Source organism: Caulobacter endophyticus (assembly GCF_029543245.1).
Classification (GTDB): domain Bacteria; phylum Pseudomonadota; class Alphaproteobacteria; order Caulobacterales; family Caulobacteraceae; genus Caulobacter; species Caulobacter endophyticus_A.
Genome location: NZ_JARQWV010000001.1, coordinates 23,805 through 46,133, shown reverse-complemented (window position 1 = coordinate 46,133; position 22,329 = coordinate 23,805). Strand labels below are relative to the sequence as shown.

Annotated in this window: 22 protein-coding genes; 13 read left to right on the top strand and 9 right to left on the bottom strand. The window is 69.7% G+C overall.

Annotated features, from left to right (window positions below; all coding sequences use genetic code 11):
- Positions 1-87: 87 nt before the first annotated feature.
- Positions 88-1,131 (bottom strand): alpha/beta fold hydrolase, encoded by a 1,044-nt coding sequence (locus P7A99_RS00210; protein WP_277791946.1) that lies wholly within the window; start codon positions 1,129-1,131, stop codon positions 88-90.
- Between the two features lie 83 nt (positions 1,132-1,214).
- Between P7A99_RS00210 and lipA the strand changes: the two genes are divergently transcribed.
- Together lipA and P7A99_RS00200 are read left to right on the top strand one after the other, a co-directional pair.
- Positions 1,215-2,192, top strand: coding sequence for a lipoyl synthase (lipA, locus tag P7A99_RS00205; RefSeq protein ID WP_101717885.1), 978 nt, complete (start codon positions 1,215-1,217; stop codon positions 2,190-2,192).
- A gap of 4 nt (positions 2,193-2,196) precedes the next feature.
- Positions 2,197-2,649 (top strand): type II toxin-antitoxin system RatA family toxin, encoded by a 453-nt coding sequence (locus P7A99_RS00200; protein WP_277791945.1) that lies wholly within the window; start codon positions 2,197-2,199, stop codon positions 2,647-2,649.
- Here P7A99_RS00200 and P7A99_RS00195 read toward each other — a convergent pair.
- Entirely contained in the window at positions 2,646-3,761 is a 1,116-nt protein-coding gene (locus tag P7A99_RS00195) for an FUSC family protein (RefSeq protein WP_277791944.1), read from the bottom strand. The genes P7A99_RS00200 and P7A99_RS00195 overlap by 4 nt on opposite strands.
- Complete coding sequence (locus tag P7A99_RS00190; RefSeq protein WP_277791943.1) at positions 3,761-4,255, bottom strand: CinA family protein; 495 nt, start codon at positions 4,253-4,255, stop codon at positions 3,761-3,763. Before P7A99_RS00190 ends, P7A99_RS00195 begins: the two co-directional genes overlap by 1 nt.
- 68 nt (positions 4,256-4,323) lie before the next feature.
- Between P7A99_RS00190 and P7A99_RS00185 the strand changes: the two genes are divergently transcribed.
- Positions 4,324-4,683 carry a hypothetical protein gene (locus P7A99_RS00185; RefSeq protein ID WP_277791942.1) on the top strand — a complete coding sequence of 120 codons (360 nt, stop codon included), beginning with the start codon at positions 4,324-4,326 and terminating at the stop codon, positions 4,681-4,683.
- Here the strand turns inward: P7A99_RS00185 and P7A99_RS00180 are convergent.
- On the bottom strand, positions 4,680-5,828 hold the full coding sequence (locus P7A99_RS00180; RefSeq protein ID WP_277791941.1) for a bifunctional 2-C-methyl-D-erythritol 4-phosphate cytidylyltransferase/2-C-methyl-D-erythritol 2,4-cyclodiphosphate synthase: 1,149 nt from the start codon (positions 5,826-5,828) through the stop codon (positions 4,680-4,682). The two genes, P7A99_RS00185 and P7A99_RS00180, sit on opposite strands and share 4 nt — an antisense overlap.
- A 100-nt stretch (positions 5,829-5,928) precedes the next feature.
- Between P7A99_RS00180 and dusB the strand changes: the two genes are divergently transcribed.
- From dusB to P7A99_RS00135, 9 genes are all read left to right on the top strand, one after another.
- Positions 5,929-6,936, top strand: a complete 1,008-nt coding sequence (dusB, locus tag P7A99_RS00175) for a tRNA dihydrouridine synthase DusB (protein ID WP_277791940.1) — start codon at positions 5,929-5,931, stop codon at positions 6,934-6,936.
- Entirely contained in the window at positions 6,933-8,048 is a 1,116-nt protein-coding gene (locus tag P7A99_RS00170) for a two-component system sensor histidine kinase NtrB (RefSeq protein ID WP_116565992.1), read from the top strand. The genes dusB and P7A99_RS00170 overlap by 4 nt, the downstream gene beginning before the upstream one ends.
- Before the next feature lie 4 nt (positions 8,049-8,052).
- Positions 8,053-9,474, top strand: coding sequence for a sigma 54-interacting transcriptional regulator (locus tag P7A99_RS00165; protein ID WP_277791939.1), 1,422 nt, complete (start codon positions 8,053-8,055; stop codon positions 9,472-9,474).
- A gap of 82 nt (positions 9,475-9,556) precedes the next feature.
- On the top strand, positions 9,557-11,800 hold the full coding sequence (locus tag P7A99_RS00160) for a sensor histidine kinase NtrY-like (protein WP_277791938.1): 2,244 nt from the start codon (positions 9,557-9,559) through the stop codon (positions 11,798-11,800).
- Positions 11,797-13,185: a sigma-54-dependent transcriptional regulator gene (locus tag P7A99_RS00155; RefSeq protein WP_277791937.1), complete on the top strand. Its 1,389-nt coding sequence runs from the start codon at positions 11,797-11,799 to the stop codon at positions 13,183-13,185. The genes P7A99_RS00160 and P7A99_RS00155 overlap by 4 nt, the downstream gene beginning before the upstream one ends.
- A 7-nt stretch (positions 13,186-13,192) precedes the next feature.
- Positions 13,193-14,056, top strand: a complete 864-nt coding sequence (locus tag P7A99_RS00150; protein ID WP_277791936.1) for a D-amino-acid transaminase — start codon at positions 13,193-13,195, stop codon at positions 14,054-14,056.
- 128 nt (positions 14,057-14,184) lie between these two features.
- Positions 14,185-14,433, top strand: a complete 249-nt coding sequence (hfq, locus tag P7A99_RS00145) for an RNA chaperone Hfq (protein WP_058348899.1) — start codon at positions 14,185-14,187, stop codon at positions 14,431-14,433.
- A gap of 13 nt (positions 14,434-14,446) precedes the next feature.
- The gene (hflX, locus tag P7A99_RS00140) at positions 14,447-15,799 is read left to right on the top strand and encodes a GTPase HflX (protein WP_277791935.1); all 1,353 of its coding nucleotides are present in this window, start codon (positions 14,447-14,449) and stop codon (positions 15,797-15,799) included.
- A 71-nt stretch (positions 15,800-15,870) separates the two neighbouring features.
- The gene (locus P7A99_RS00135) at positions 15,871-16,422 is read left to right on the top strand and encodes a lysozyme (protein WP_277791934.1); all 552 of its coding nucleotides are present in this window, start codon (positions 15,871-15,873) and stop codon (positions 16,420-16,422) included.
- A gap of 3 nt (positions 16,423-16,425) precedes the next feature.
- Here the strand turns inward: P7A99_RS00135 and mazG are convergent, their stop codons facing one another.
- The 5 genes from mazG to P7A99_RS00110 all read right to left on the bottom strand — a co-directional run bounded on the left by mazG (position 16,426) and on the right by P7A99_RS00110 (position 21,932).
- Entirely contained in the window at positions 16,426-17,256 is an 831-nt protein-coding gene (mazG, locus tag P7A99_RS00130) for a nucleoside triphosphate pyrophosphohydrolase (RefSeq protein ID WP_277791933.1), read from the bottom strand.
- The gene (locus P7A99_RS00125; protein WP_277791932.1) at positions 17,210-18,607 is read right to left on the bottom strand and encodes an MFS transporter; all 1,398 of its coding nucleotides are present in this window, start codon (positions 18,605-18,607) and stop codon (positions 17,210-17,212) included. Before P7A99_RS00125 ends, mazG begins: the two co-directional genes overlap by 47 nt.
- 87 nt (positions 18,608-18,694) lie before the next feature.
- On the bottom strand, positions 18,695-19,195 hold the full coding sequence (locus P7A99_RS00120) for a hypothetical protein (RefSeq protein ID WP_277791931.1): 501 nt from the start codon (positions 19,193-19,195) through the stop codon (positions 18,695-18,697).
- A 29-nt stretch (positions 19,196-19,224) separates the two neighbouring features.
- The gene (nhaA, locus tag P7A99_RS00115; protein ID WP_277791930.1) at positions 19,225-20,400 is read right to left on the bottom strand and encodes a Na+/H+ antiporter NhaA; all 1,176 of its coding nucleotides are present in this window, start codon (positions 20,398-20,400) and stop codon (positions 19,225-19,227) included.
- Between the two features lie 71 nt (positions 20,401-20,471).
- Entirely contained in the window at positions 20,472-21,932 is a 1,461-nt protein-coding gene (locus P7A99_RS00110; protein WP_277791929.1) for a cobyric acid synthase, read from the bottom strand.
- An 89-nt stretch (positions 21,933-22,021) separates the two neighbouring features.
- Between P7A99_RS00110 and P7A99_RS00105 the strand changes: the two genes are divergently transcribed.
- Positions 22,022-22,315, top strand: coding sequence for a succinate dehydrogenase assembly factor 2 (locus P7A99_RS00105; protein WP_116491251.1), 294 nt, complete (start codon positions 22,022-22,024; stop codon positions 22,313-22,315).
- The last annotated feature ends 14 nt before the right edge of the window (positions 22,316-22,329 follow it).

Sequence of the window (22,329 nt, the reverse complement as noted above, 5' to 3'; positions counted from 1 at the left end):
CCCTAGCGGCCCTGGCGCGGTTTGCAAAGATCGGTCACGTTTCGTGAGCGAACCGCGTTCTTCAGATGGTGCGCCGGGCCTTGTGGCTCAAGGCGTGGCGGGCTTTGAGCGCCCTGCGGTCTGGACGGCCGTCAGAACGGCTTCCAACCAAGCTTGCCGGACCGAATCTCGCTCCAGGTGCAGTGCGTGACGTCCGCCCGGCAGCCGGGTCGGCCGGCAGTCGGCCAGCGCCTTGCAGACGCTGTCCTGGGCGAAGGCCGGCGTGATCGTGTCGGCGTCGCCGGCCAGCAGGACCACCGGCGCCTTCACGCGGGAAAGGTCGCGGGCCGTCACGTCCAGCACGTCGTAGAAGGCCGCGTACTGGCCAAGGCTCGGCGCGCCCATCCGCAGGTCGGGATTGGCGGTCTGCCAGGCGTGGTTCACCGCGCCGCGGACCGGGTCGCTGGTGAGGCCCTGCGCCCGATCGTCCGGACCATCGCGTCGCCAATCACCGGCGCCCGGCCAGGCCTGCGAAGACAGCCGAAGCCGCCGCGCCCACTGAGCCGCCTCGATCAACTGGCCCTTGGGACGGGGCAGGGACGACAGCTCGAAGACCGGGGCCGACAGGACCAGCGAGTCGAGCATCAGGCCTTCCTCGACCGCGCGCAGGGCCACAAGGCCGCCCTGGCCCTGGCCCAGCGCCGTCAGCGGCAGGCGGCCGTCGGGGCGGATCACCACCTTGACCATGGCCTTGGTCGCGGTGACGTCGGGCGCATAGCTTTCGACATGGCCGCGATCGCGCCTGTCGGCCAGGCGCTCGGAGCCGCCCTGGCCCTGGCGCTCCAGGATCCAGACGACGACGCCCTTGGCGTTGAGGTCGCGAACGGTCTCGAACCAGGTTTCGGCGCTTTCGCCATAGTCGGCCAGGATCAGCACCTGGCCGGTCGCCGCGCCGCTCGGCCCCGAGACGCCGTAGCGCTGCACCTTGTCGTCTCCGACCTGCACGTAGCCCCAGGCCCAGCCGGGCGGCGGCAGGAAGCGGCGCTCCAGGCCCGGCGGCGTGCGGGTGTCGGCGAAAGGCGCGCGCGATCCTTGCTCGCCGCAGGCGAAAAGAGGCAGGGCGAGCAGCAGAACGAGAGCGAAGCGACGCATATACGCCACTCATTTCGCGCCTTTGCGCCGCATGCAAGATCGAGAGCTTGATCCGGAGGCCAAGAAGGCCGATCTAGGCCCACATGGTCACGTTGATCGACACGCTGAAGGCCCGCGGTCCCGAGGATCGCGCCGTTCGCCACCCCGAAAAGCAGAATCGCCCGGACACGCCGGTCCTGCGCAAACCCGAGTGGCTGCGCGTTCGCGCCCCTGGTTCGGGCCAGTACAACGAGACCAAGGGCATCGTGCGCGAGCACAAGCTGACAACGGTCTGCGAAGAGGCGGCCTGCCCGAACATCGGCGAGTGCTGGAGCCAGAAGCACGCGACCATGATGATCATGGGCGAGATCTGCACCCGCGCCTGCGCCTTCTGCAACGTCACCACCGGCCTGCCGACCCAGCTCGACCCCGACGAACCGCGCCGCGTGGCCGAGGCCGTCGCCAAGATGGGCCTGAACCACGTGGTCATCACCTCGGTGGACCGCGACGACCTGATCGACGGCGGCGCCCGTCACTTCGCTGAGGTGGTCACGGCCATCCGCGCGGCGGCCCCCAAGACCACCATCGAGATCCTCACCCCCGACTTCCTGCGCAAGGACCGGGCCGAGAACGTGGTCATCGACGCCCGTCCGGACGTCTTCAACCACAACCTCGAGACCGTGCCGCGGCTCTATCTGAAGATCCGCCCTGGCGCCCGCTACTACAACTCGCTGCGCCTGCTGGAGCGGGTGAAGGAGCGCGATCCTTCCCAGTTCACCAAGTCCGGCCTGATGGTCGGCCTGGGCGAGACCAAGGAAGAGGTCATGCAGGTCATGGACGACATGCGTTCGGCCGGCGTCGACTTCATCACCATCGGTCAGTACCTGCAGCCGACCCGCAAACACGCGGCCATCGACCGCTTCGTGACTCCGGAAGAGTTCAAGGCCTATGAGGCGATCGCCCGGGCCAAGGGCTTCCTGATGGTGTCGTCCAGCCCGCTGACGCGCTCGTCGCACCACGCGGGTGAAGACTTCGCCAAGCTGCAGGCGGCTCGCCGGGCCCTGGACGCCAAGGCCGGCTGACACCTTGCACCGCCACGTCGTCACCCGGGTGCTGCCCTACGCGCCCGAGCAACTCTTCACGCTCGTCGGCGACGTCGAGGCCTATCCGTCGTTCGTGCCGTGGATCACCGGCATGCGGACCTGGAACGCCCACGAGAGCGGCGAGGTCAGCAGCCTCGACGCCGAGGCGCAGGTGGGCTTCTCGTTCCTGCGCGAGAAGTTCGCCACCCGCGTTCGCCGCGACCGCTCGGACCTCAGCGTCACCGTCAGCCTGCTCTATGGCCCGTTCAAGCGGCTGTCGAACCAGTGGCGGTTCTCCGAGCACCCGGACGGGACGACCATCGATTTCGTCATCGACTTCGCCTTCAAGGCAAAGCTGCTCGACGCCATGCTGGCGGCCAACATGGACCGAGCGGTCGACAAGCTGATCGCCTGCTTCGAGGCCCGCGCGGCCCAGCTTTACGGCGCCAAAGCCTAGTCGCGCTTGCTGGCGGCTTCCTCGACGCGGTCTGCGAAGTCCCCGAGGTTGGCGAACAGGTTCTCGACCGCGAACACCAGGCCGAAAGTCCGCGCGGCGTCGTCGAAGGCCAGCTCTCGGGTCGCCCCGACGTCGCGCATGCCCTCGATGGCGTCCTGGAAGGCCTTGTGGCTCTCGGCGAAGGCCAGGCGGTCCGGCCTGGCCGCGCCCGAAAGGCTCTGGGCGGCCGCCCGCAGATAGGCTGAAGACGCCGCCAGCATGGCCGCGCTCGGCGGCGCCAGGACCGGAGCGGGCAGGGGCTCGCGCAGCGCCCGGCCGATCATCACGCAGTCGTTGCGCAGCCTCCACAGCGTGCGGGGCAGGGCGTCCGACACCGAGCGGTCCGACAGCTTGCTGGCCGTCTCGCGGTCGGCCTCGGTGATCGCCGTCTGCAGCTTGGCCAGGGCTTTCAGGGTCTCGTCGTAGTGCTCGCGGGGATCCAGCGTGCTGGGCTTGCTCTCGAGCTTGGCGGCGTAGTGCGACAGCAGGTCGGCCAGCAGGCCGGCGGCCTTCTGGCTGCTCTGCACCACCGACTCGTGGGCGCGGGCGGGGAAGATCAGCAGGGTGGCGGCCACGCCCACCAGGCTGCCCACGGTGATCTCGGCCACGCGCAGGAAGGCCGCCGTCAGCGGGTCCATGTGCGTCGTGGTGCCGATCAGCATGATCACCGCGGTCACCGGCGCCACCTTGAAGGCTGGCCGCACCGCCGCGAGGAAAGCGAGGGAAGCCGCGCAAGCCGCCAGGATCACGCCCCCCCATTCGGGGTGTCGCGTGTGCAGCCAGGCCGCGCCGGCGCCCACAGCCGCCCCGACCACCGTGCCCATGAACCGTTCGATCGAGGCGGTGATGGTCGCGCCCAGGCTCGACTGGACGACGATCACCGCCGTGAACACCGCCCAATAGCCCTGCGGCAGCCGCAGAAGCGTCGCCAGGGCGTAGGCCGCCACGACCGCCGCCGAGACCCGCACGGCATGCCGAAGCTCGCTCTGCCGCCGGGCGGCCGCCGCCAGGGCCGAACGCGAGAAGCCCGCGCCGACGAACCGCCGCCAGTCGGAAGGCGCGCTGTCGGGCATCAGTCGGCCACCGCCTCGCGCAGCATTTCCAGGGCTACCTGGATCGCCGCCAGTTGCACGGCCTCGCGGGTCTGGCCATCGAACCGTTCGTGCCGGTGGGCGACCGAGCGATTGGCCCGCGCCACGGCGAAGTGGACCGTGCCGACGGGCTTCATAGGCGTGCCGCCGCCCGGACCGGCGACGCCGGTAATCGCCACGGCCACATGGGCGTTGCTGGCGGCCAGGCCGCCTTCGGCCATCATTCGCGCGACCGGCTCAGAGACCGCGCCGTTGTCGGCGATCAGGTCGCCCGGCACGCCTACCTGCTCGGTCTTGGCCCGGTTGGTGTAGGTGACGAAGCCACGCTCGAAGACGTCCGAGGCTCCTGAGATCGCGCAGATCGATCCGGCCACCAGTCCGCCGGTGCAGCTTTCGACCGTGGCCAGGCGCAGCTTCTTCTCGCGCGCCTCATCGATGAGCAGCCGGGCGAGTGTCTGGATCTCGATGGGAAACATCGCCTACTTCCAGTTGCGATTGTCGTGGTCTTCAAGCGAAGATGAGTCGTTCAGCCGTCGAGGTGATTATGACTGTGAGTCGCGTCCACGCCATGCTGGCGATCGCCGCCATCGCCGCCGCCGGCGTCTATGCCGGGGTCGCGCTGGTCAATGAGCCGGCCTGCGCCGAAATCGCCGACCGCGATCCGGCGCGGTTTTCGCCGCTCGGCGCGCGCTACGCCACCGACGGTTTCAAGCTTGAGCGCCAGCGCGGCGTCAGCCAGTGCAGCGGCGAAGGCGGCCGGATGTCGTGCCTGCTGACGGACCCTGGCAGCTTCCGGGTGACGACCGGCGGCGAGCGCAAGACCTACAGCGCGCCGCCGCTGGTCAAGCTGCGCATCTCCTCGGACGGTCGCTCGATCCGCTGTGCGCCAGTGAAGGGCGTCTAGAGCGGCGTTTCCACCGTCGCCACCGCCTGGGCGGCCAGGCCCTCGCCTCGGCCGGTGAAGCCCATCTTCTCGGTCGTGGTCGCCTTCACGCTGACGCGGTCCAGCGGCAGGTCGAGGATCTCGGCCAGGCGGGCGCGCATGGCCTCGCGGTGCGGCTTGATCTTGGGGCGCTCGCAGATCAGCGTCACGTCCACGTTGATCAGGCGGCCGCCGCGCCGGCGCACCAGGTCGACGGCGTGGATCAGGAACTTGTCCGAGGCCGCGCCCTTCCATTGCGGATCGGTCGGCGGGAAATGGTCGCCGATGTCGCCGTCGCCGATGGCGCCCAGCACGGCGTCGGTCAGGGCGTGCAGCCCGGCGTCGGCGTCCGAGTGGCCGATCAGGGTCTCGTCGTGGGCGATCTCGACGCCGCACAGCCAGACCGACTCGCCGGGGCCCCAGCGGTGGGCGTCGAAACCCTGGCCGATGCGGGTGATGCGGGCCGCGCCCGCCAGCCGTTCGGCCATGGCGAAGTCCTCCGGATAGGTCAGTTTGGTCAGCAGCGGATCGCCGGGCGCGATGGCGACCTTGCCGCCGTCGGCCTCGACCACCTGGGCGTCGTCGGTCGGTTCGGCCTGACCGGTCCAGGCGGCGTAGGCGGCCAGCAGGCGGTCGCGGCGGAAGGCCTGTGGGGTCTGGGCCCGCCAGAGGCCGTCGCGTGAGGTCGTGGTCGCACCCGAGTCGCCGGCGCGCTTGAGGGTGTCGGCCACCGGCAGGGCCGGGACGACGCCGTCCGCGTCGTCCAGCGCGGCCAGCACGCCGTCGACCACGGTCTTGGTCAGGAAGGGGCGGGCCGCGTCGTGGACCAGCACGGGCTCGTCCGCGGGACGGTGGGCGAGGGCGGCCAGGCCCGACTGCACCGACAGGGCGCGGGTGGCGCCGCCGGGCGCGAACCGCCAGCCTTCCAGGCCGGCCAAGGTTTCGCCCAGCATGTCCTGCATGCTCGGGTCGGTCACGATTGCGAGATCAGCGGCGCCGGACGCCAGAAGGGCCTCGACCGACCAGCGCAGGACCGGTTTTCCAGCCAGATCCCGCCACTGCTTGGCCTGGCCGGATCCGGCCCTGGTACCGCTGCCTGCGGCGACGACGATGGCTGAGAAGGTCATGGCCCGTGTCTAACGTTGTCGTCGCGCATGTCCAGTGAACGGAGGGCTTTACTGCGCTGCACAATGTGCCTAAAAACACAGCGGTGGGGATGATCATAAAATGAGCAAGCAGCTCGCAGTCGGCGCCGTCACGGTGCCCGGGCGGGTATGGATTGCGCCTATGACCGGCGTATCCGACCTCCCGTTCAGAGAAACGGCCACGCGCCTCGGCGCTTCATACGTGGCCACCGAAATGGTCGCCTGCGCGGAATTCGCGAAGGGCCGGCCCGACGTCGTCCGCCGCGCGGCCGTCGGAGAAGGCCTGCCGCTTATGGTCGTACAGCTCGTCGGCCGCGATCCGGAGTTCATGGCGCACGGCGCCCGCCTGGCGGCTGAAGCCGGGGCCGAGATCATCGATCTCAACTTCGGCTGCCCGGCCAAGGAAGTCACCGCCGGCGCCGCCTCGGGCTCGGCCCTGATGCGCGAGCCCGACCTGGCCGAGGCCCTGGTGGCTGCCGCCGTCGAGGCCGTCGACGTGCCGGTAACCGTCAAGATGCGCCTGGGCTGGGACGACGCCAGCCGCAACGCGCCCGAGATCGCCGCCCGGGCCGAGGCCGTCGGGGCCCGCGCCATCACCGTACACGGCCGCACCCGCTGTCAGTTCTACAAGGGCGAGGCCGACTGGGCCGCCGTCGCGCCGGTCAAGCAGGCCGTCTCGGTGCCGGTGCTGGTCAATGGCGACATCGTCGACGCAGACAGCGCTCGCAGGGCGCTGGAGCAGTCCGGCGCCGACGGCGTCATGATCGGTCGCGGCGTCTACGGCCGCCCGTGGATCGCCCAGGCCATCGAGGCCGCGCTGGACGGCCGCGATTTCCTCGAGCCGCAGGCCGAGGAACGCCTGGCTATCGCGCTCACCCATTTCCGCCGCAGCCTGGCCTTCTATGGCGAGCGCCTGGGGCTGAAGATGTTCCGCAAGCACCTGGCCTCGTACATCGAGGCCGCGCCCTGGCCGGAAAGCGCCGAGGACCGCCGCGCCGCGCGCGCCAGCCTTTGCCGCATCGAAGACCCCGCCGCTCTCGAGATCGCCCTGGCCGACCTTTGGCTGGCCGGCGGGAGGATCGCCGCATGACCGACCGCGCCCGCGTCCTGTCCGGCCCTGCGCTGGACGCCCTGAAGGCCGCCGCCTTCGAGCTCAGCCCCGAGCCGGCCCTGGTGGTCGACCGCGAGGGCGGCCTGGTGGCGGTGAACGAAGCCGCCGAGGCTCTGTTCGGCCACGGTCTGTCGCTGCTGGCCCGCGGCCGCTTCCGCGCCGCCCTGCCGCCGGGTTCGGTGCTGGTCTCGCTGATGGACCGCGCGGTGTTCGAGGGCGCGCTCGTCCGCGAGCATGGGGTCGAGGTCAATCTGTTCGGTCAGCCGCCGTTTGAGGCCGACGGCGCCGCCGTGCCCCTGGGCGACGGCTCGGTGCTGCTGACCCTGCACGTCAAGGGCGCCCTGGGCGTCGAGCGCGCCGCCGACCAGGCCGGACTGCGCTCGGTCGTCGGCCTTGGCCGCATGCTGGCCCACGAGATCAAGAACCCGCTGGCCGGCATTCGCGGCGCGGCCCAGTTGCTGAAGACCGGCGCCAGCGCCGCCGACCAGCCGCTGGCTCAGCTGATCGTCGATGAAACCGACCGCATCCGCCGTCTCGTCGATCGCATGGAAGCCTTCTCCGACCAGGCCCCGACCCCGCGCGAGGCGGTCAACATCCACCAGGTTCTGGACCGCGTGCGGGCCCTGGTCGCCAATGGCGTCGCCGACGGCCTGCGCCTGCGCGACCACTACGACCCCTCGCTGCCGCCGGTCTGGGGCGATGAGGACCAACTGATCCAGATCTTCCTGAACCTGGTGAAGAACGCCTCCGAGGCCGCCCACATGCGCGGCGACGGCCAAGGCGAGCTGACCATCCATACGGCCTGGCGCCCGGGCGTCCGTGTGCGCGGCGCCGACGGCAAGTCGGCTTCCAGCGCCCCGATCGAGATCCGGGTGCAGGACAACGGTCCCGGCGTTCCGCAGAGCCTGCGCGAGCACCTGTTCCAGCCCTTCGTGACCACCAAGGCCAACGGCACCGGCCTTGGCCTGGCGCTGGTCACCAAGCTCGTGACGGCCCACGGGGGCCTGATCGATTTCGAATCCGAGCCCGGCCGCACCGTGTTCCGCGTGTTGCTGCCTGTGGCGCCTGAGCCTTCCTTGGGAGACGCGTGAGTACATGAACGCCGCAAACAAGAAGATTCTGATCGCTGACGACGACTCCTCGGTGCGTCTGGTGCTCAGCCAGGCCTTCACCCGTCTCGGCTATCAGGTCAGGGCTACGGGTAACGCCACGACGCTGCTGAAGTGGGTCAGCGACGGGGAGGGCGATCTGGTCGTCACCGACGTGATGATGCCCGACGAGAACGTGTTCGACGTGCTGCCGCGCATCCGAAAGGAGCGCCCCAAGCTGCCGATCATCGTGATGAGCGCGCAGAACACCCTGCTGACGGCGGTCAACGCCGCCGACGCCGGGGCCTTCGAATACGTCTCCAAGCCCTTCGATCTGGACGACGTCACCGCCGCGGCCCGCCGCGCCCTGTCGCGTCCGGCCGACGCCGAGGCCTCCAAGGCCCAGGCGCGCGCCATGCGGGACGAGCGCCTGCCGCTGATCGGTCGCTCGGCGCCGATGCAGGAGGTCTACCGCACCATCGCCCGCCTGGTCGGCGCGGATCTCACCGTCCTGATCCTGGGCGAGAGCGGCACGGGCAAGGAACTGGTCGCACGGGCCCTGCACGACCTGGGTCGCCGTCGCGACGGCAAGTTCGTGGTCATCAACCTGGCCGCCGTGCCGCGCGAGCGGGTCGAGGCCGAGCTGTTCGGGCGCGGGGAGGGCGACAACGGCCGCCTCGTCGAGGCCGACGGCGGAACCCTGTTCCTGGACGAGATCGGCGACATGCCGCTCGACGCCCAGACCCGCCTGCTGCGGGTGATCGACGGCACCGAACCGGTCATCAACCCCAAGACCGGCCGCCGCCCGAACGTGCGGATCATCGCCGCCACCAACCGCGACCTGCGCGGCCTGATCCAGCAAGGCCTGTTCCGCGAGGACCTGTTCTTCCGCCTCAACGTCGCGCCCGTGCGCCTGCCGCCGCTGCGCGACCGCGCCGAGGATATTCCGGATCTGGCCCGCACCTTCCTGCTGCGCGCCAACCGCGAAGGCCTGCCGGCCAAGACCATCGACCAGAGCGCGCTCGATCGCATGAAGAGCCACTCCTGGCCGGGCAACGTGCGCGAACTGGAAAACCTGATCCGGCGGATGTGCGCCCTCTATGCCGAGGAGCTGATCACCGCCCGCATCGTCGATCGCGAGCTGCAGGACCATGCGCCCGCGCCGCGCGCCGACGAGGGGCCCGTGACCCTAGCCGCCCTGGTCGAGCGCCACCTGTCCTCGCACTTCGCCGAACAGCCGGACGGCGTGCCGGCGGCCGGCCTCTATGACCGCGTGCTGCAGGAAGTCGAGCGCCCGCTGATCCAGCTGACCCTGTCGGCCACGCGCGGCAACCAGGTCAGGGCCGCCGAGATCCTCGGCCTGAACCGCAACACCCTGCGCAAGAAGATCCAGGACCTGGGCGTGGAGATGAGCCGCGGCCGTCGCTAGTCGATCAGCCGGGTCCATTGCTGACGCTTTTTCAGCACATCGGTGTTGAGTTTAGGGCACACCCCGCCCTAAACTCGCGCCGATGAGTTCGGTCCCGTCAGTCTCGGAATCGGAAGACCGCCCGCGCCGCTTCAGCCGGTCGTGGTGGCGCGAACTCTTGAGATCACGCTACGTCCTGGGCGGCGGCTATGTTCTGGCCGCGATCCTGACCGCGACGGGCGTTGGCCTTGCCTCGTCTCCGCCCTCGACGGGGCCCATCGGTCCGGCCAGCACCGCCATCCTCGTGGTGCTCGGCTTCAACCTCGCCCTGATTCTCTGCGTCGCCGCGATTGTCGGCTGGCGGTTGCTCGACCTGATCGACGCCCGCTCCAGCGACGCCGGCGCTCGCCTGCACCTGCGCTTCGTGGGCCTGTTCTCCGTGGCGGCCGTGGCCCCGGCGGTGATCGTGGCCCTGTTCTTCGGCGTGCTGGTCAACCGCGGCGTCGACGGCTGGTTCAGCAAGCGGGTGACGACCGTGGTCGAGAACTCGGCCACCGTGGCGCGGTCCTACGTCGCTGAGCAGACCAGCTATATCAGCCAGCACATGGGCCCGATGGCCGCGGACCTGAACACCGCCGCGCCCGCCATGGCTGAGACGCCGGTCGTCTTCGGGCACTTCCTGCGCAATCTGGCCGAGGAGAACGGTTTTTCCTCCGCCTACGTGCTTGATCGCGACGGCCGGATCCTGGCGCGCGCCGAACTCGACGGCGCGCCGCCGTTCCTGGCCCCGCCGCCTTCCAGCTTCCGCTGGACCGACACCGGCGAGATCACCTCGCAGCGCTTCGTGTCGGAAGACCTGTTCCGGGCGCTCTACAAGCTCAAGGGCTTTCCCGACGGCTACCTCTACATCGCCCGGCCGATCGACAAGGGCATCCTCGCCCACCTGATCGAGTCGGAAGAGTCGCTGATCTCCTATCGCGACGCCGCCGTGAACCGGGCCCGCATCCAGGCGATCTTCGGCCTCAGCTATGTCGAGACCGCGCTCCTGGTGCTGGTCGCCGCCGTCTGGGTGGGCATCGCCGCAGCCAACTCGATCGCCGCGCCGGTGTCCGGCCTCGTCCAGGCGGCGGGGCGCGTGTCGGCCGGCGACCTCGACGCCCGGGTCGACGCCGAGGCGGGCCCCGAGGAAATCCGCGCCTTGTCCAATGCTTTCAACATGATGACGGCGGATCTTCAGACTCAGCAGGCGGCCCTGAAGGACGCCAGCCTCGAAGCCGAGCTGCGCCGCCAGTTCATCGAGACCGTGCTCTCGGGCGTCAGCGCCGGGGTCATCAGCCTCGACGGCGACGGCCGTATCTCGGCGCTCAACCGCCGGGCCGGCGAATTGCTGGCGCTGAACGAGGCGGCCGAGGGGCAGGATCTCGTCGAAGCCGTGCCGGAATTCACCCAGGTCCTGGAAGAGATCGGCCAGGGCCGTCCGAACGCCGAGGTCGAAATCGACGTGGTGCGCGGCGGCGAGACCTTGCGGCTGCGCGTCCGCGCCGCCGGCCACGCCGCCGAGGGCCAGGTGCTGACCTTCGACGACGTCACCCGCCTGATGGCCGCCCAGCGCAACGCCGCCTGGAAGGACGTCGCCCGCCGCATCGCTCACGAGATCAAGAACCCGCTGACCCCGATCCAGCTGTCGGCCGAGCGCATCCGGCGCAAGTACCGCAAGGACATCACCGGCGATCTCGAGACCTTCGACCGCTGCACTGACACCATCATCCGCCAGGTCGGCGACATCGGCCGGATGGTCGACGAATTCTCGGCCTTCGCGCGCATGCCCGCGCCGCGCTTCGCGCCGGCTGACCTGGCCGAGCTTCTGCGCGCTGGTGTCTTCGCCCAGCGCGTCGTGGACGCCGACACCGACGTCGTCAGCGACGAGCCCGGCGGCGCGGTCTGGGTCAACTGCGACGCGCGGATGATCGGACAGGCCCTGACCAACATCCTGAAGAACGCCGGAGAGGCGGTCGGTGCGCGGCGGCACGTGACGCCCGAGCCGCGCGGCCACATCGACGCGACCCTGGTCGCCGACGACGAGTCGCTTTGCATCGTCGTCGAGGACAACGGCGTCGGCCTGCCCGCGAAGGATCGCGACCGGCTGGCCGAACCCTATGTGACCACCCGCGAGAAGGGCACGGGCTTGGGCCTGGCCATCGTCAAGCGGATCATGGAGGACCACGGCGGCGAGCTGGTCCTCACCGACGCGCACGGCCATCCCGGCGCGCGCGTCGTCCTGAAGTTCCCGGTGTCGGCGCGGCTCGCCGCGGCGCCGACGACCCACGGCGTAGAGGAGATGACATGAGCGCCGACGTGCTGGTGGTCGACGACGAGGTCGACATCCGCGATCTGGTGGCCGGCATCCTGGAGGACGAAGGCTACGCCGTGCGTACGGCGGCCGACGCAGACCAGGCCCTGGCGGCCCTGCGCGCCCGCAAGCCGGCCCTGCTGGTCCTCGACATCTGGATGCAGGGCGGTGGCATGGACGGGCTGGAGCTGCTCGACATGGTCAAGACGCTCGACGCCGACCTGCCGGTGATCATGATCTCGGGCCACGGCAACATCGAGACGGCCGTCAGCGCCATCAAGCGCGGCGCCTACGAGTTCCTGGAGAAGCCGTTCAAGTCCGACCGGCTGCTGCTGGTGGTCGAGCGGGCCCTAGAGGCCGCCAACCTCAAGCGCGAGAACCGCCGCCTGCGGGCCCAGAGCTTCGCCTCCGACGGCCTGATGGGCAAGTCGCAGGCCGCCCAGGCCCTGCGCCAGATGATCGCCAAGGTCGCGCCGGCCAACAGCCGCGTGCTGGTCGCCGGCCCGCCCGGCTCTGGCAAGGAGCTGGTCGCGCGCCTGATCCATAGCGCCAGCGCCCGCACTCGCGCCGAGTTCGTGGCCGTCAGTTCGGCCGGCATGGCGCCCGAGCGTCTGGACGTCGAACTGTTCGGCGAGGAAGGCGAGGGCGGTCGTCCGCGCAAAATCGGCGTGTTCGAGCGCGCCCACGGCGGCACGCTCTATCTCGACGAAGTGGCCGACATGCCGCGCGAGACCCAGAGCCGCATCCTGCGGGTGCTGGTCGAGCAGCGCTTCCGCCGCGTGGGCGGCGACAGCGACGTGCAGGTCGACGTGCGGGTGATCTCGTCCACCTCGCGCGACCTGCGCGAGGAGATCGCCGCCGGACGCTTCCGCGAGGACCTGTTCCACCGCCTCAACGTCGTGCCGGTGCGCGTGCCAGGCCTGGCCGAGCGGCGCGAGGACATCCCCGAGCTGATCAGCTACTTCATCGAGCGGATCTGCGAGGCCACCGGCATGCAGCGCCGCCGCCTGGGCGAGGACGCCCTGGCGACGCTTCAGGTCCAGGCCTGGCCGGGCAACGTCCGCCAGCTGCGCAACAACGTCGAGCGGATGCTGATCCTGGCCGCCGGCGAGCCTGGCGACCTGATCACCGCCGAGATGCTGAACGCCTCCGAACAGCCGGCCAGCGGCGGTTCGGGCGCGATCGGCGCCGAGCGGATCATCGCCCTGCCTCTGCGCGAGGCCCGCGAGCTGTTCGAGCGCGAGTACCTGAACGCCCAGATCCTGCGGTTCGGCGGCAACATCTCGCGCACGGCCAACTTCATCGGCATGGAGCGCTCGGCCCTGCACCGCAAGCTGAAGTCCCTGGGCGTGGCCGGCGGCCGCGGCGAGGAAGAAGAGTAAGGACCCCATGTCGCGTTTCGCTTACGTCAACGGCCGCTTCGTACGTCACGGCCAGGCCGCCGTGCACATCGAGGACCGCGGCTACCAGCTGGCCGACGGGGTCTACGAGGTCTGGGCCGTGTTCGACGGCAAGCTGGCCGACGCGCAAGGCCACTTCGCCCGGCTGTGGCGCAGCCTCGACGAACTGCGCATCGCCCATCCGATGAGCGAGGCGGCCCTGACCGTCGTGCTGCGTGAAGCCATCCGCCGCAACCACGTGCGCGAGGGCCTCGTCTATCTGCAGGTCACGCGCGGCGTGGCCAAGCGCGATCACGCCTTCCCTAATCCGGCCGTGCCGCCAGCCGTGGTCATCACCGCCCGATCGGTCGACCGCGTCGCCATCGAGGCCAAGGCGGCGAAGGGCTCGGCGGTGATCACCGTGCCCGAGAACCGCTGGGGGCGCTGCGACATCAAGACCATCGGCCTGCTGCCGAACGCCCTGGCCAAGCAGGCCGCCCGCGAACGCGGCGCGATCGAGGCCTGGTTCGTCGACGACCTGGGCCTGGTCACCGAAGGCGCCTCGTCCAACGCCTGGATCGTCGACGCCGACGGCCGCCTGCGCACCCGCGACACCCAGGCCAACATCCTGCGCGGCGTCACCCGCCTGACCCTGCTGGACGTGATCGCGGAGGCCGGCCTGCCGGTCGCCGAGCAGCCCTTCACGGTCGAGGAGGCCAAGGCCGCCAGGGAAGCCTTCATCACCGGCGCCGGCAGTCTGGTCACGCCCATAACCAGCGTGGACGGCGTGAAGATCGGGGATGGAACGGTCGGACCGGTGGCGAGCCGCCTGCGGGCGCTCTATATCGAGAGGGCGCGGGCGGGAGCGATCTAGGGTTTCTCTCCGCCCTGCGTGCATTTTCTCGCCGGAAAGTCATATCAAACGGCGAAAAATGCTCTAGCATGAGCTTGTTTGTGTGGAGGGCGTTCTGCCTTCCGATTTCAACGAGAGGGGAATCCCCAATGTCCGCCGACAAGAAACAGAACCTTCAGGACACCTTCCTGAACAGCGTGCGCAAGTCCAAGACGCCGCTCACCATCTTCCTGGTCAACGGCGTCAAGCTGCAGGGCGTGGTCAGCTGGTTCGACAACTTCTGCGTCCTGCTGCGCCGCGACGGCCAGTCGCAACTGGTCTACAAGCACGCCATCTCGACGATCATGCCGGCTCAGCCCGTTCAGCTGTACGAGCCGAGCGCCGATCAAGACGACTAAGTCCAAGGCTCTTTTGTCAAAATCTACTTCTAAGTCCCCCGATGGACTTATCGATCACGCCGACCCGATCCTTCGGGCCTTCGTGATCCATCCGGTGCGGCCTGCTCGCGGGCAGGCCGCTCTGGAGGCGCGCGATCCCAAGGCGCGCCTCGAAGAGGCCGTCGGCCTCGCCATCGCCCTAGATCTCGACGTCGTCGAAACGGCCATCGCGCCGCTTCGCACCGTCACGCCCGCCACCCTGTTCGGCAGCGGCAAGATCCAGGAATTCAAGGTGATCTGCGAGGTCGAGCATATCGACGTCGCCGTGTTCGACGACCAGCTCACCCCCGTCCAGCAGCGCAATCTCGAGCGCGGCCTGGGCGTCAAGGTGGTGGACCGCACGGGCCTGATCCTCGAGATCTTCGCCCGCCGCGCCCGCACCCGCGAAGGCAAGCTGCAGGTCGAGCTCGCCAGGCTCGACTACGAGCGCTCGCGCCTCGTACGCACCTGGACCCACCTTGAGCGCCAGCGCGGCGGCACCGGTTCGACCGGCGGCCCCGGCGAAACCCAGATCGAACTCGACCGGCGTCTGATCGCCGGCACGATCGGCAAGCTCAAGCGCGAGCTGGAGGAGGTGCGGCGCACCCGCACCCTGCACCGCAGCGCCCGCAAGAAGGTACCGTACCCGACCGTAGCGCTGGTGGGCTATACCAACGCCGGCAAGTCGACGCTGTTCAACCGCCTGACCAACGCCGAGGTCGTGGCCCAGGACATGCTGTTCGCGACCCTCGATCCGACCCTGCGGACGGTGAAGCTGCCTGACGGCCGCCCGGCCATTCTGTCGGACACGGTGGGCTTCATCTCCGACCTGCCGCACGAACTCGTCGAGGCCTTCCGCGCCACCCTCGAGGAGGTGCAGGAGGCCGACGTGGTGCTGCACGTGCGCGACGTCGCCAACCCCGACACCGACGCCCAGGCGCGAGATGTCCAGGCGGTGCTGAGGGAACTGAAGGTCACCGCCGACGACGGCAAGACCGTCGTCGAGGTGTGGAACAAGATCGACCTGGTCGACGGCGAGGAACGCGAGATCCTCGAAGGGCGGGCGAAGCGGGCCGACGCCTCGGCGGTTTCGGCCGTCACCGGCGAGGGCTGCGGCGAGCTGCTCAGGCGCGTCGGCGGCCTGATCGACGACACCCCGCCAATGGCGCTGCGCCTCGGCCCCGCCGACGGCGAGGCCCTGGCCTGGATCTACCGCAATGGCCGCGTGGTCGAGCGCGAGGACATGGAGGACGGCGAGGTCCGCCTGGTCGCCCGCATGGATCCGCAGGCCCTGGGGCGGTTCGAACGCCAGTTCCCCGGCGTGTGGGTGATGCCGATCGGCGACTAGCTGCCCGGCTGCATATTGCCTCGCCTCCCGCATTAGGCGATCTTCCCGATCGTGCAATCGGGAGGCGAGGCATGGCCGCACAGACTTGGGACGGGGTGACGGTGCCCGACGCGGCCACGGTCGTGGTCAAGCGGCTCGAAGGTTTTCAGGCCAAGCCCTACGATGACAATGGCGCCCAGCCCGGCGGGACGTGGACCATCGGCTACGGCTCGATCCGCGACGCCAGCAACCAGCCGATCACGCCCAGCAGTCCGGCGATAACCGAGGCCCAGGCGGTCGACCTGCTGCTGCGCGACATGCTCGGCGCGGCCAAGGACGTGCGCCTGCGCGTCCAGGGCGCGCTGCTGGAATACGAGGCCGCCGCGTTGATCTCGTGGACCTACAATCTCGGCGGCGGGGCCCTGGCCAGCTCGACCATGCTGCGCAAGATCAACGCCGGCGACAAGGCGGCCGTGCCCAGCGAAATGCGCAAGTGGATCAACCAGGAGGGCAAGCCGGTCCTGGGCCTTCTGCGGCGGCGCTGGGCCGAGGCGGCGATCTTCATCGGCATGGACCCGACCAACGCCGTCGTCCGCGCCTGGCGCGAGATTGATACCCTGACCGACTGGCCGCCGTTTTCCTGAAGGCTACTTTCGCTCGGCCGCCTTGGCCGCGTCCCACAACGCATCCATCTCGGCCAGGTCCGACTGATCGGGCGTGCGTCCCTTCTTGGCCAGTTCCGCCTCGATGAAGGCGAAGCGCCGCGCGAACTTGGCGTTGGTGGCGCGCAAGGCGTCTTCTGGCTCCACGTCGAGCTTGCGGGCCAGGTTGGCGCAGACGAACAGGATGTCGCCCAGCTCCTCGCGGGCCTTGGCCTGGTCGCCGGCGTCGATCTCGACCTGCAGCTCGGCCACTTCCTCGGCCAGCTTGGCCAGCACCTCGTCGGTCGAAGGCCAGTCGAAGCCCACGCGGGCGGCGCGCTTGGTCAGCTTCACGGCGCGGGTCAGGGCGGGCAGGCCGGCCGGCACGTCGTCCAGTACGCCGCCCTTCTTCTTGGCCTTGCGCTCCTGGGCCTTCAGCTCCTCCCAGCCGGCCTTCTGGTCGGCCAGGTCGTCATAGGCGTGGTCGCCGAACACGTGGGGGTGTCGGCGGATCATCTTGTCGGAGATCGAACGGGCCACGTCCTCGAAGCTGAAGACGCCTTGCTCCTCGGCCATGCGCGAATGGAACACCACCTGCAGCAGCAGGTCGCCCAGCTCCTCCTTCAGGTCCGGCAGGTCGTTCCGCTCGATGGCGTCGGCGACCTCGTAGGCCTCCTCGATCGTGTATGGGGCGATCGTCGCGAAGGTCTGCTCGATGTCCCACGGGCAGCCGCCCTGCGGGTCGCGCAGACGGGCCATGATCTCGACGAGCGTGAAGAGCGGGTGCTCCTCACTGGGCGGCAGAGGGCGCGGGGCTGGGGGCGGGGAGGCGGTCATCGGGGCTCGCTTGGGCGTGGGCTTGCGCCGCGTCTCGCGCATCCAGCTGGGCGCGGATCTCGGCGTGGCGCTTGGCGTCCAGCGGATAGCGCACGATGATGACCGAGACCAGCACGCCCAGCGCCGCCGGAACCACCGTGTAGAGCACGATCAGGGCGGTATCGCCCTGGGCGCTCGGAATCTTGGGGTCGAAACCCAGCTTCTCCAGCACCAGGAAGACGCCGATGGCCAGGGCGAAGCCCAGCTTCACCGTGCCGTTGACGATGGCGTAAAGCAGGCCGGTGCGGTCGACGCCGGTGTTTAGCCGCTCCTCGTCGCCGATGTCGGCCATCATCGAGCGCACCAGCAGCGGGGCCGCCGAATAGGGCAGGCCGGCCAGCACCAGCACCGCGATGCCGAAGGCGTTGACGCCGTTGGGGGTGATCACCGCGGCGACCTGGAACACGGCGTACATGATCCCGGCGATCGCCAGCGAGACGTGCTTGCCCATGGTCTTGGCGATCCAGGGCCACAGCGGCGCGCCGGCCAGGGCGGCGACGAAATAGACCAGCAGCAGGATGCCGGCCTGATCCTTGGGAATGCCCTTGATGCGCTCGAAGAAGAAGAAGAACAGCGCGCCGCCGATGCCGGGCGCCAGGCCCATCAGGAGGTCGGCCGCCAGCAGCTTCTGCACCGTCGGGCGCTTGAGAAGGCCCAGATACTGCTTCAGGCCCGCCTCGTGCTTCTGGGCCGGCGCGGCCGGCTCGCCCACGACGACGCCGGCCAGCAGAGCCGTCAGCGGCATCAGCACGATGATGAACCAGCCCATGGCCTGCACGCCCGCGGCGTGGTCGCCCTTGAAGGCGAAGGCCACCAGCGGCGGCAGCAGCAGCACGAGGATCATGCCGACCACGTTGCCGGCGCTCCAGAAGCCGTAGATTCGCGAGCGCTGCTGATAGTCCGACGACAGCACCGCGCCCCAGGCCGTCTGGGCCAGCACCGCCATCGAGAAGCCGACATAGACGACGATCAGCCACGCCCAGAGGAAGATCGGGCCTATTCCCGGCTTGGCCATGAACAGGGCGTAGGAGGCGGCCATCAGCAGCGGCACGCTGGCCGCCAGCCAGGGACGGAAGCGGCCCCAGCGGCTGCGGGTGCGATCCATGAGGCCGCCCAGGATCGGATCCAGGATGATGTCGGCCAGCCGCACCAGCAGGAAGGCCGTACCCACCACCGACAGCGAAAGGCCAAGCTCGCTGACATAGTATTCGGGCAGATAGACCACGAGGGGCAGGCCAAGGCCGGCGAGGGGCAGGGTCGGCGAGGCGTAGGCCGCCAGGACGGCGTTTGATCGTCGCGGCTCGGCGGTCATGTTTCACTCCCCGGGGAGCGTCTGCCGCTCCTTTTTACTGAACGGCGATCAGACGCTGCGTCGAGAGTTCTGGCAAGCGACCCGCGTTCAGTCCTTCACGAACCGGCCGTCCTCGATGCGGCGGGCCAGCTGGTCGAAGGCGATGTTCGCGTCGGTCCAGGTCGCCCTGTACTGGGCCTGCCAGATATCCTGCTCGTACCAGTGATAGCGGATGGGCGTGCTGACGCCGTCGGCCGTGACGTACTCGCCGGAGATTCGTGCGCCGCCGTTGCCGAAGCTTTCCATCGACAGCCCCGGCTTGCTGGTCAGTTGGGCTGGCGTGGGCCGGTTGGGCGTCGCATCGTCGATGACGAGGTTAAGGCGGCCGCCCGAGGCGGTCAGGCCGCCGCTGCGGGTCAGGCGGCGCTCGACCGTGCGCTTGAGATCCCGCGCCAGGTAATCGAACTCGCGCGCGCCCAGCTTGTCGGCCTTGGCGGCCAGATCGGGACCGATGCTGACCTCGACCTGGGCCACGGCCGGGGTGTCGGCCAGGGCGGCGACGGGCGGGAAGGCCGCCGTGGCGGCGGCGATGAGGATGAAACGCAGCATGGCCGACGCTCCTCGTTGAACTGACGGTTCTAGTTTGAACCTGCGCCGGCTCCCGCGCCAGTGCGGCCACGCGGCAGGGCGAAGATCAGCCAGGCCAGCAGGGCCGAAGCCACCGATCCGGCCAGGACGCCGATCTTGGTCTCCTCGCGCAGCAAGGCGGCCTCGAAGGCCAGGTTGTTGATGAACAGGCTCATGGTGAAGCCCACGCCGCAAAGGGCCGCTACGCCATAGAGCTGGCTCCAGCTCACACCGGTCGGCTTGCGCGCGAGGCCGAGGGCGATGGCCGCGCCGCTGAAGGCCATGACTCCCGTCTGCTTGCCGATGAAAAGACCCAGCGCCGCGCCCAGAGTGGCCGGCGCCGTCAGGGCCGAGGCGTCGAGCCCGCCGAGCGCCACGCCGGCGTTGGCGAAGCCGAACACCGGCACGATCAGATAGGCGACCCAGGGATTGAGCCCGTGCTCCAGCCGGTGCAGCGGCGAGTGTTCGCCACGGCTCGAGGTCAGGGGAATGGTCATGGCCAGCAGCACGCCGGCCAGGGTGGCGTGCACCCCGGACTTCAGGAACAGGAACCAGAGCAGGGCCCCCAGCAGCAGATAGGGCCACAGGGCGACGACCTTCAGGCGGTTCAGCGCGATCAGCGCCACCAGGACGGCGGCGGCCCCGCCCAGCGCCCAGAGCGTCAGGTGGTCGGTGTAGAAGAAGGCGATGATCAGGATGGCTCCCAGGTCGTCGATGATCGCTAGCGCGGCCAGGAAGATCTTCAGCGCCCCCGGCACGCGCGGCCCCAGCAGCGACAGCACGCCCAGAGCGAAGGCGATGTCGGTGGCGGCCGGGATGGCCCAGCCGGCGCGCACGTCCGGCGCGTGACGGGCGATGAAGAGATAGACCAGCGCCGGCGCGATCATCCCGCCCAGCGCCGCGAAGCCGGGCAGGGCGCGGCGCGGCCAGGTCGACAGTTCCCCATCGACGACCTCGCGCTTGATCTCCAGCCCGACCAGCAGGAAGAAAACGGCCATCAGGCCGTCATTGACCCAGTGCTCGACAGACAGCGGGCCCAGATAGCCGTGCAGGGCGTGGAAGTAGCCGGCCGCCAGCGGCGAGTTGGCCACGACCAGAGCCGCGGCCGCGGCGATCATCAGCAGCACGCCGCCGGCGGATTCGCTGCGCAGGAAATCGCGCAGGGCGGATACGGCGCGTGCCGGCATGAAGGCTCCCAACTCGGATTCGTCGGAGGTGATTTTGGCCGCCCTCGACGCCGCGAGCCAGGAAAACCGGACTATGGCAGGCCGGCGATGCGGGCGATGGCGGCGATGTCGAGCGAGCGCTCCAGGATCTGGGCGATTTCGTCCAGGGCCGCGTCCACCCGCGCCGACTGGTCCTGGCCGTCGGCCGCGACGCCGAGCGGGGCGAGGAGGGCGGTCCGCGCCGAGGCCCTGTCGAACAGCCCGTGGACATAGGCGCCGGCGATCCTGCCGTCGGCCGACACCGCGCCGTCTGGTCCGTGGCCGTCGATGGCCAGCAGCGGCCGCTCGGTTCCTGCGCCGGAAGTGCGGCCGACGTGGATCTCGTAGCCCTCGAACGCCGCGCCGTCGGCGAGGCGTCCGGCGACCGGCCGTACCGTCTTGTCGCCGGCCAGCACGGTCTCGACGTCCAGCAGGCCAAGGCCGGACGCCGAGCCCGGAGCCCCCTCGACGCCGTCCGGATCGCTGACCGTCCGGCCCAGCATCTGATAGCCGCCGCAAACGCCGAACACCCGCCCGCCACGGCGAGCATGGGCCAGGATGTCGACGTCCCAGCCCTGGGCGCGCAGGAAGGCCAGGTCCGCCAGGGTCGCCTTGGTGCCCGGCAGGATCACGAGGTCGGCGTCGGCAGGCAGCACCGCGCCCGGCGGCAGGAAGGCAAGATCGATCGCCGGATCGTTCCGCAAGGGATCGAAGTCGTCGAAATTGGCGATCCGCGACAGCATCGGCACAACCACCTTGGCGCGGCGACCGTCCGATGTTCCGGCCGGGCGTTCCAGCACCACGGCGTCCTCGGCCGGCAGGAACCGCACCGGCGGCAACCAGGGCGCCATGCCGAGATCGGGCCAGCCGGTCCGTTTCACGACCTCGGTCCGGCCGTCGTCGAACAGCGCCGGATCGCCTCGGAACTTGTTGATGATGAAGCCCTTGATCCGCGACCGGTCGGCGTCGTCCAGCACCAGGTGCGCCCCCGCCAGCGCGGCGATCACGTGCCCCCGGTCGATGTCGCCGACCAGCGCCACCGGCAGACCGGCGGCGTGGGCGAAGCCCATATTGGCGATGTCGCCGGCGCGCAGGTTGGTCTCGGCCGGGCTGCCGGCCCCTTCGACCAGCACGAGGTCGGCCTCGGCCGCGAGGCGGCGATAGCTGTCCAGGGTCGTGGCCAGGAGATCGGGCTTCAGCCCCTGGAAGGCGCGAGCCTTGTAGTTGCCGATCACGCGGCCCTGGACCACGACCTGGGCGCCGACATCGCTCTGCGGCTTCAGCAGCACGGGGTTCATGTGCACGCTGGCCGGCGTTCGGCAGGCCACGGCCTGCAGCGCCTGGGCCCGGCCGATCTCGCCGCCGTCGGCGGTGACGGCCGCGTTGTTGGACATGTTCTGCGGCTTGAAGGGCCGCACGACCAGGCCGCGGTTGGAAAACAGGCGGCACAGCCCCGCCACCAGGGTCGATTTGCCGACGTCGGAGCCGCAGCCCTGGATCATCAAGGAAGCCATGCACCCGCGCCTAAAGGCGTCAGCAGGTTCGGTCAATCGATGCCGCGACGCTGGCGCGAGGCGTCGGCGCGCTCTATATCGGCGGCCGCATGACCATCGATCACGACGCCCGCCTCCGGCGGCTGAAGTTTCGGGCCTGGCACCGCGGCTTTCGTGAAGCGGACCTCATTCTGGGGCCGTTCGCGGAAACGCATGGCCCGAGCCTGACCCCCGACCAGCTCGACGTGCTGGAAACCCTGCTCGAACAGTCCGATCGCGAGATCTACGCCTGGATCGTCGGCCAGGAGCCGACGCCCGAGGCGTTCGAGACCGAGATCATGGCGATGATCCGCAAGTTCCGCTTCGAAGCGCATCTTTCTCGACCGCCTGGCGACGGGGCGTAGATCGTGCGTGGTCC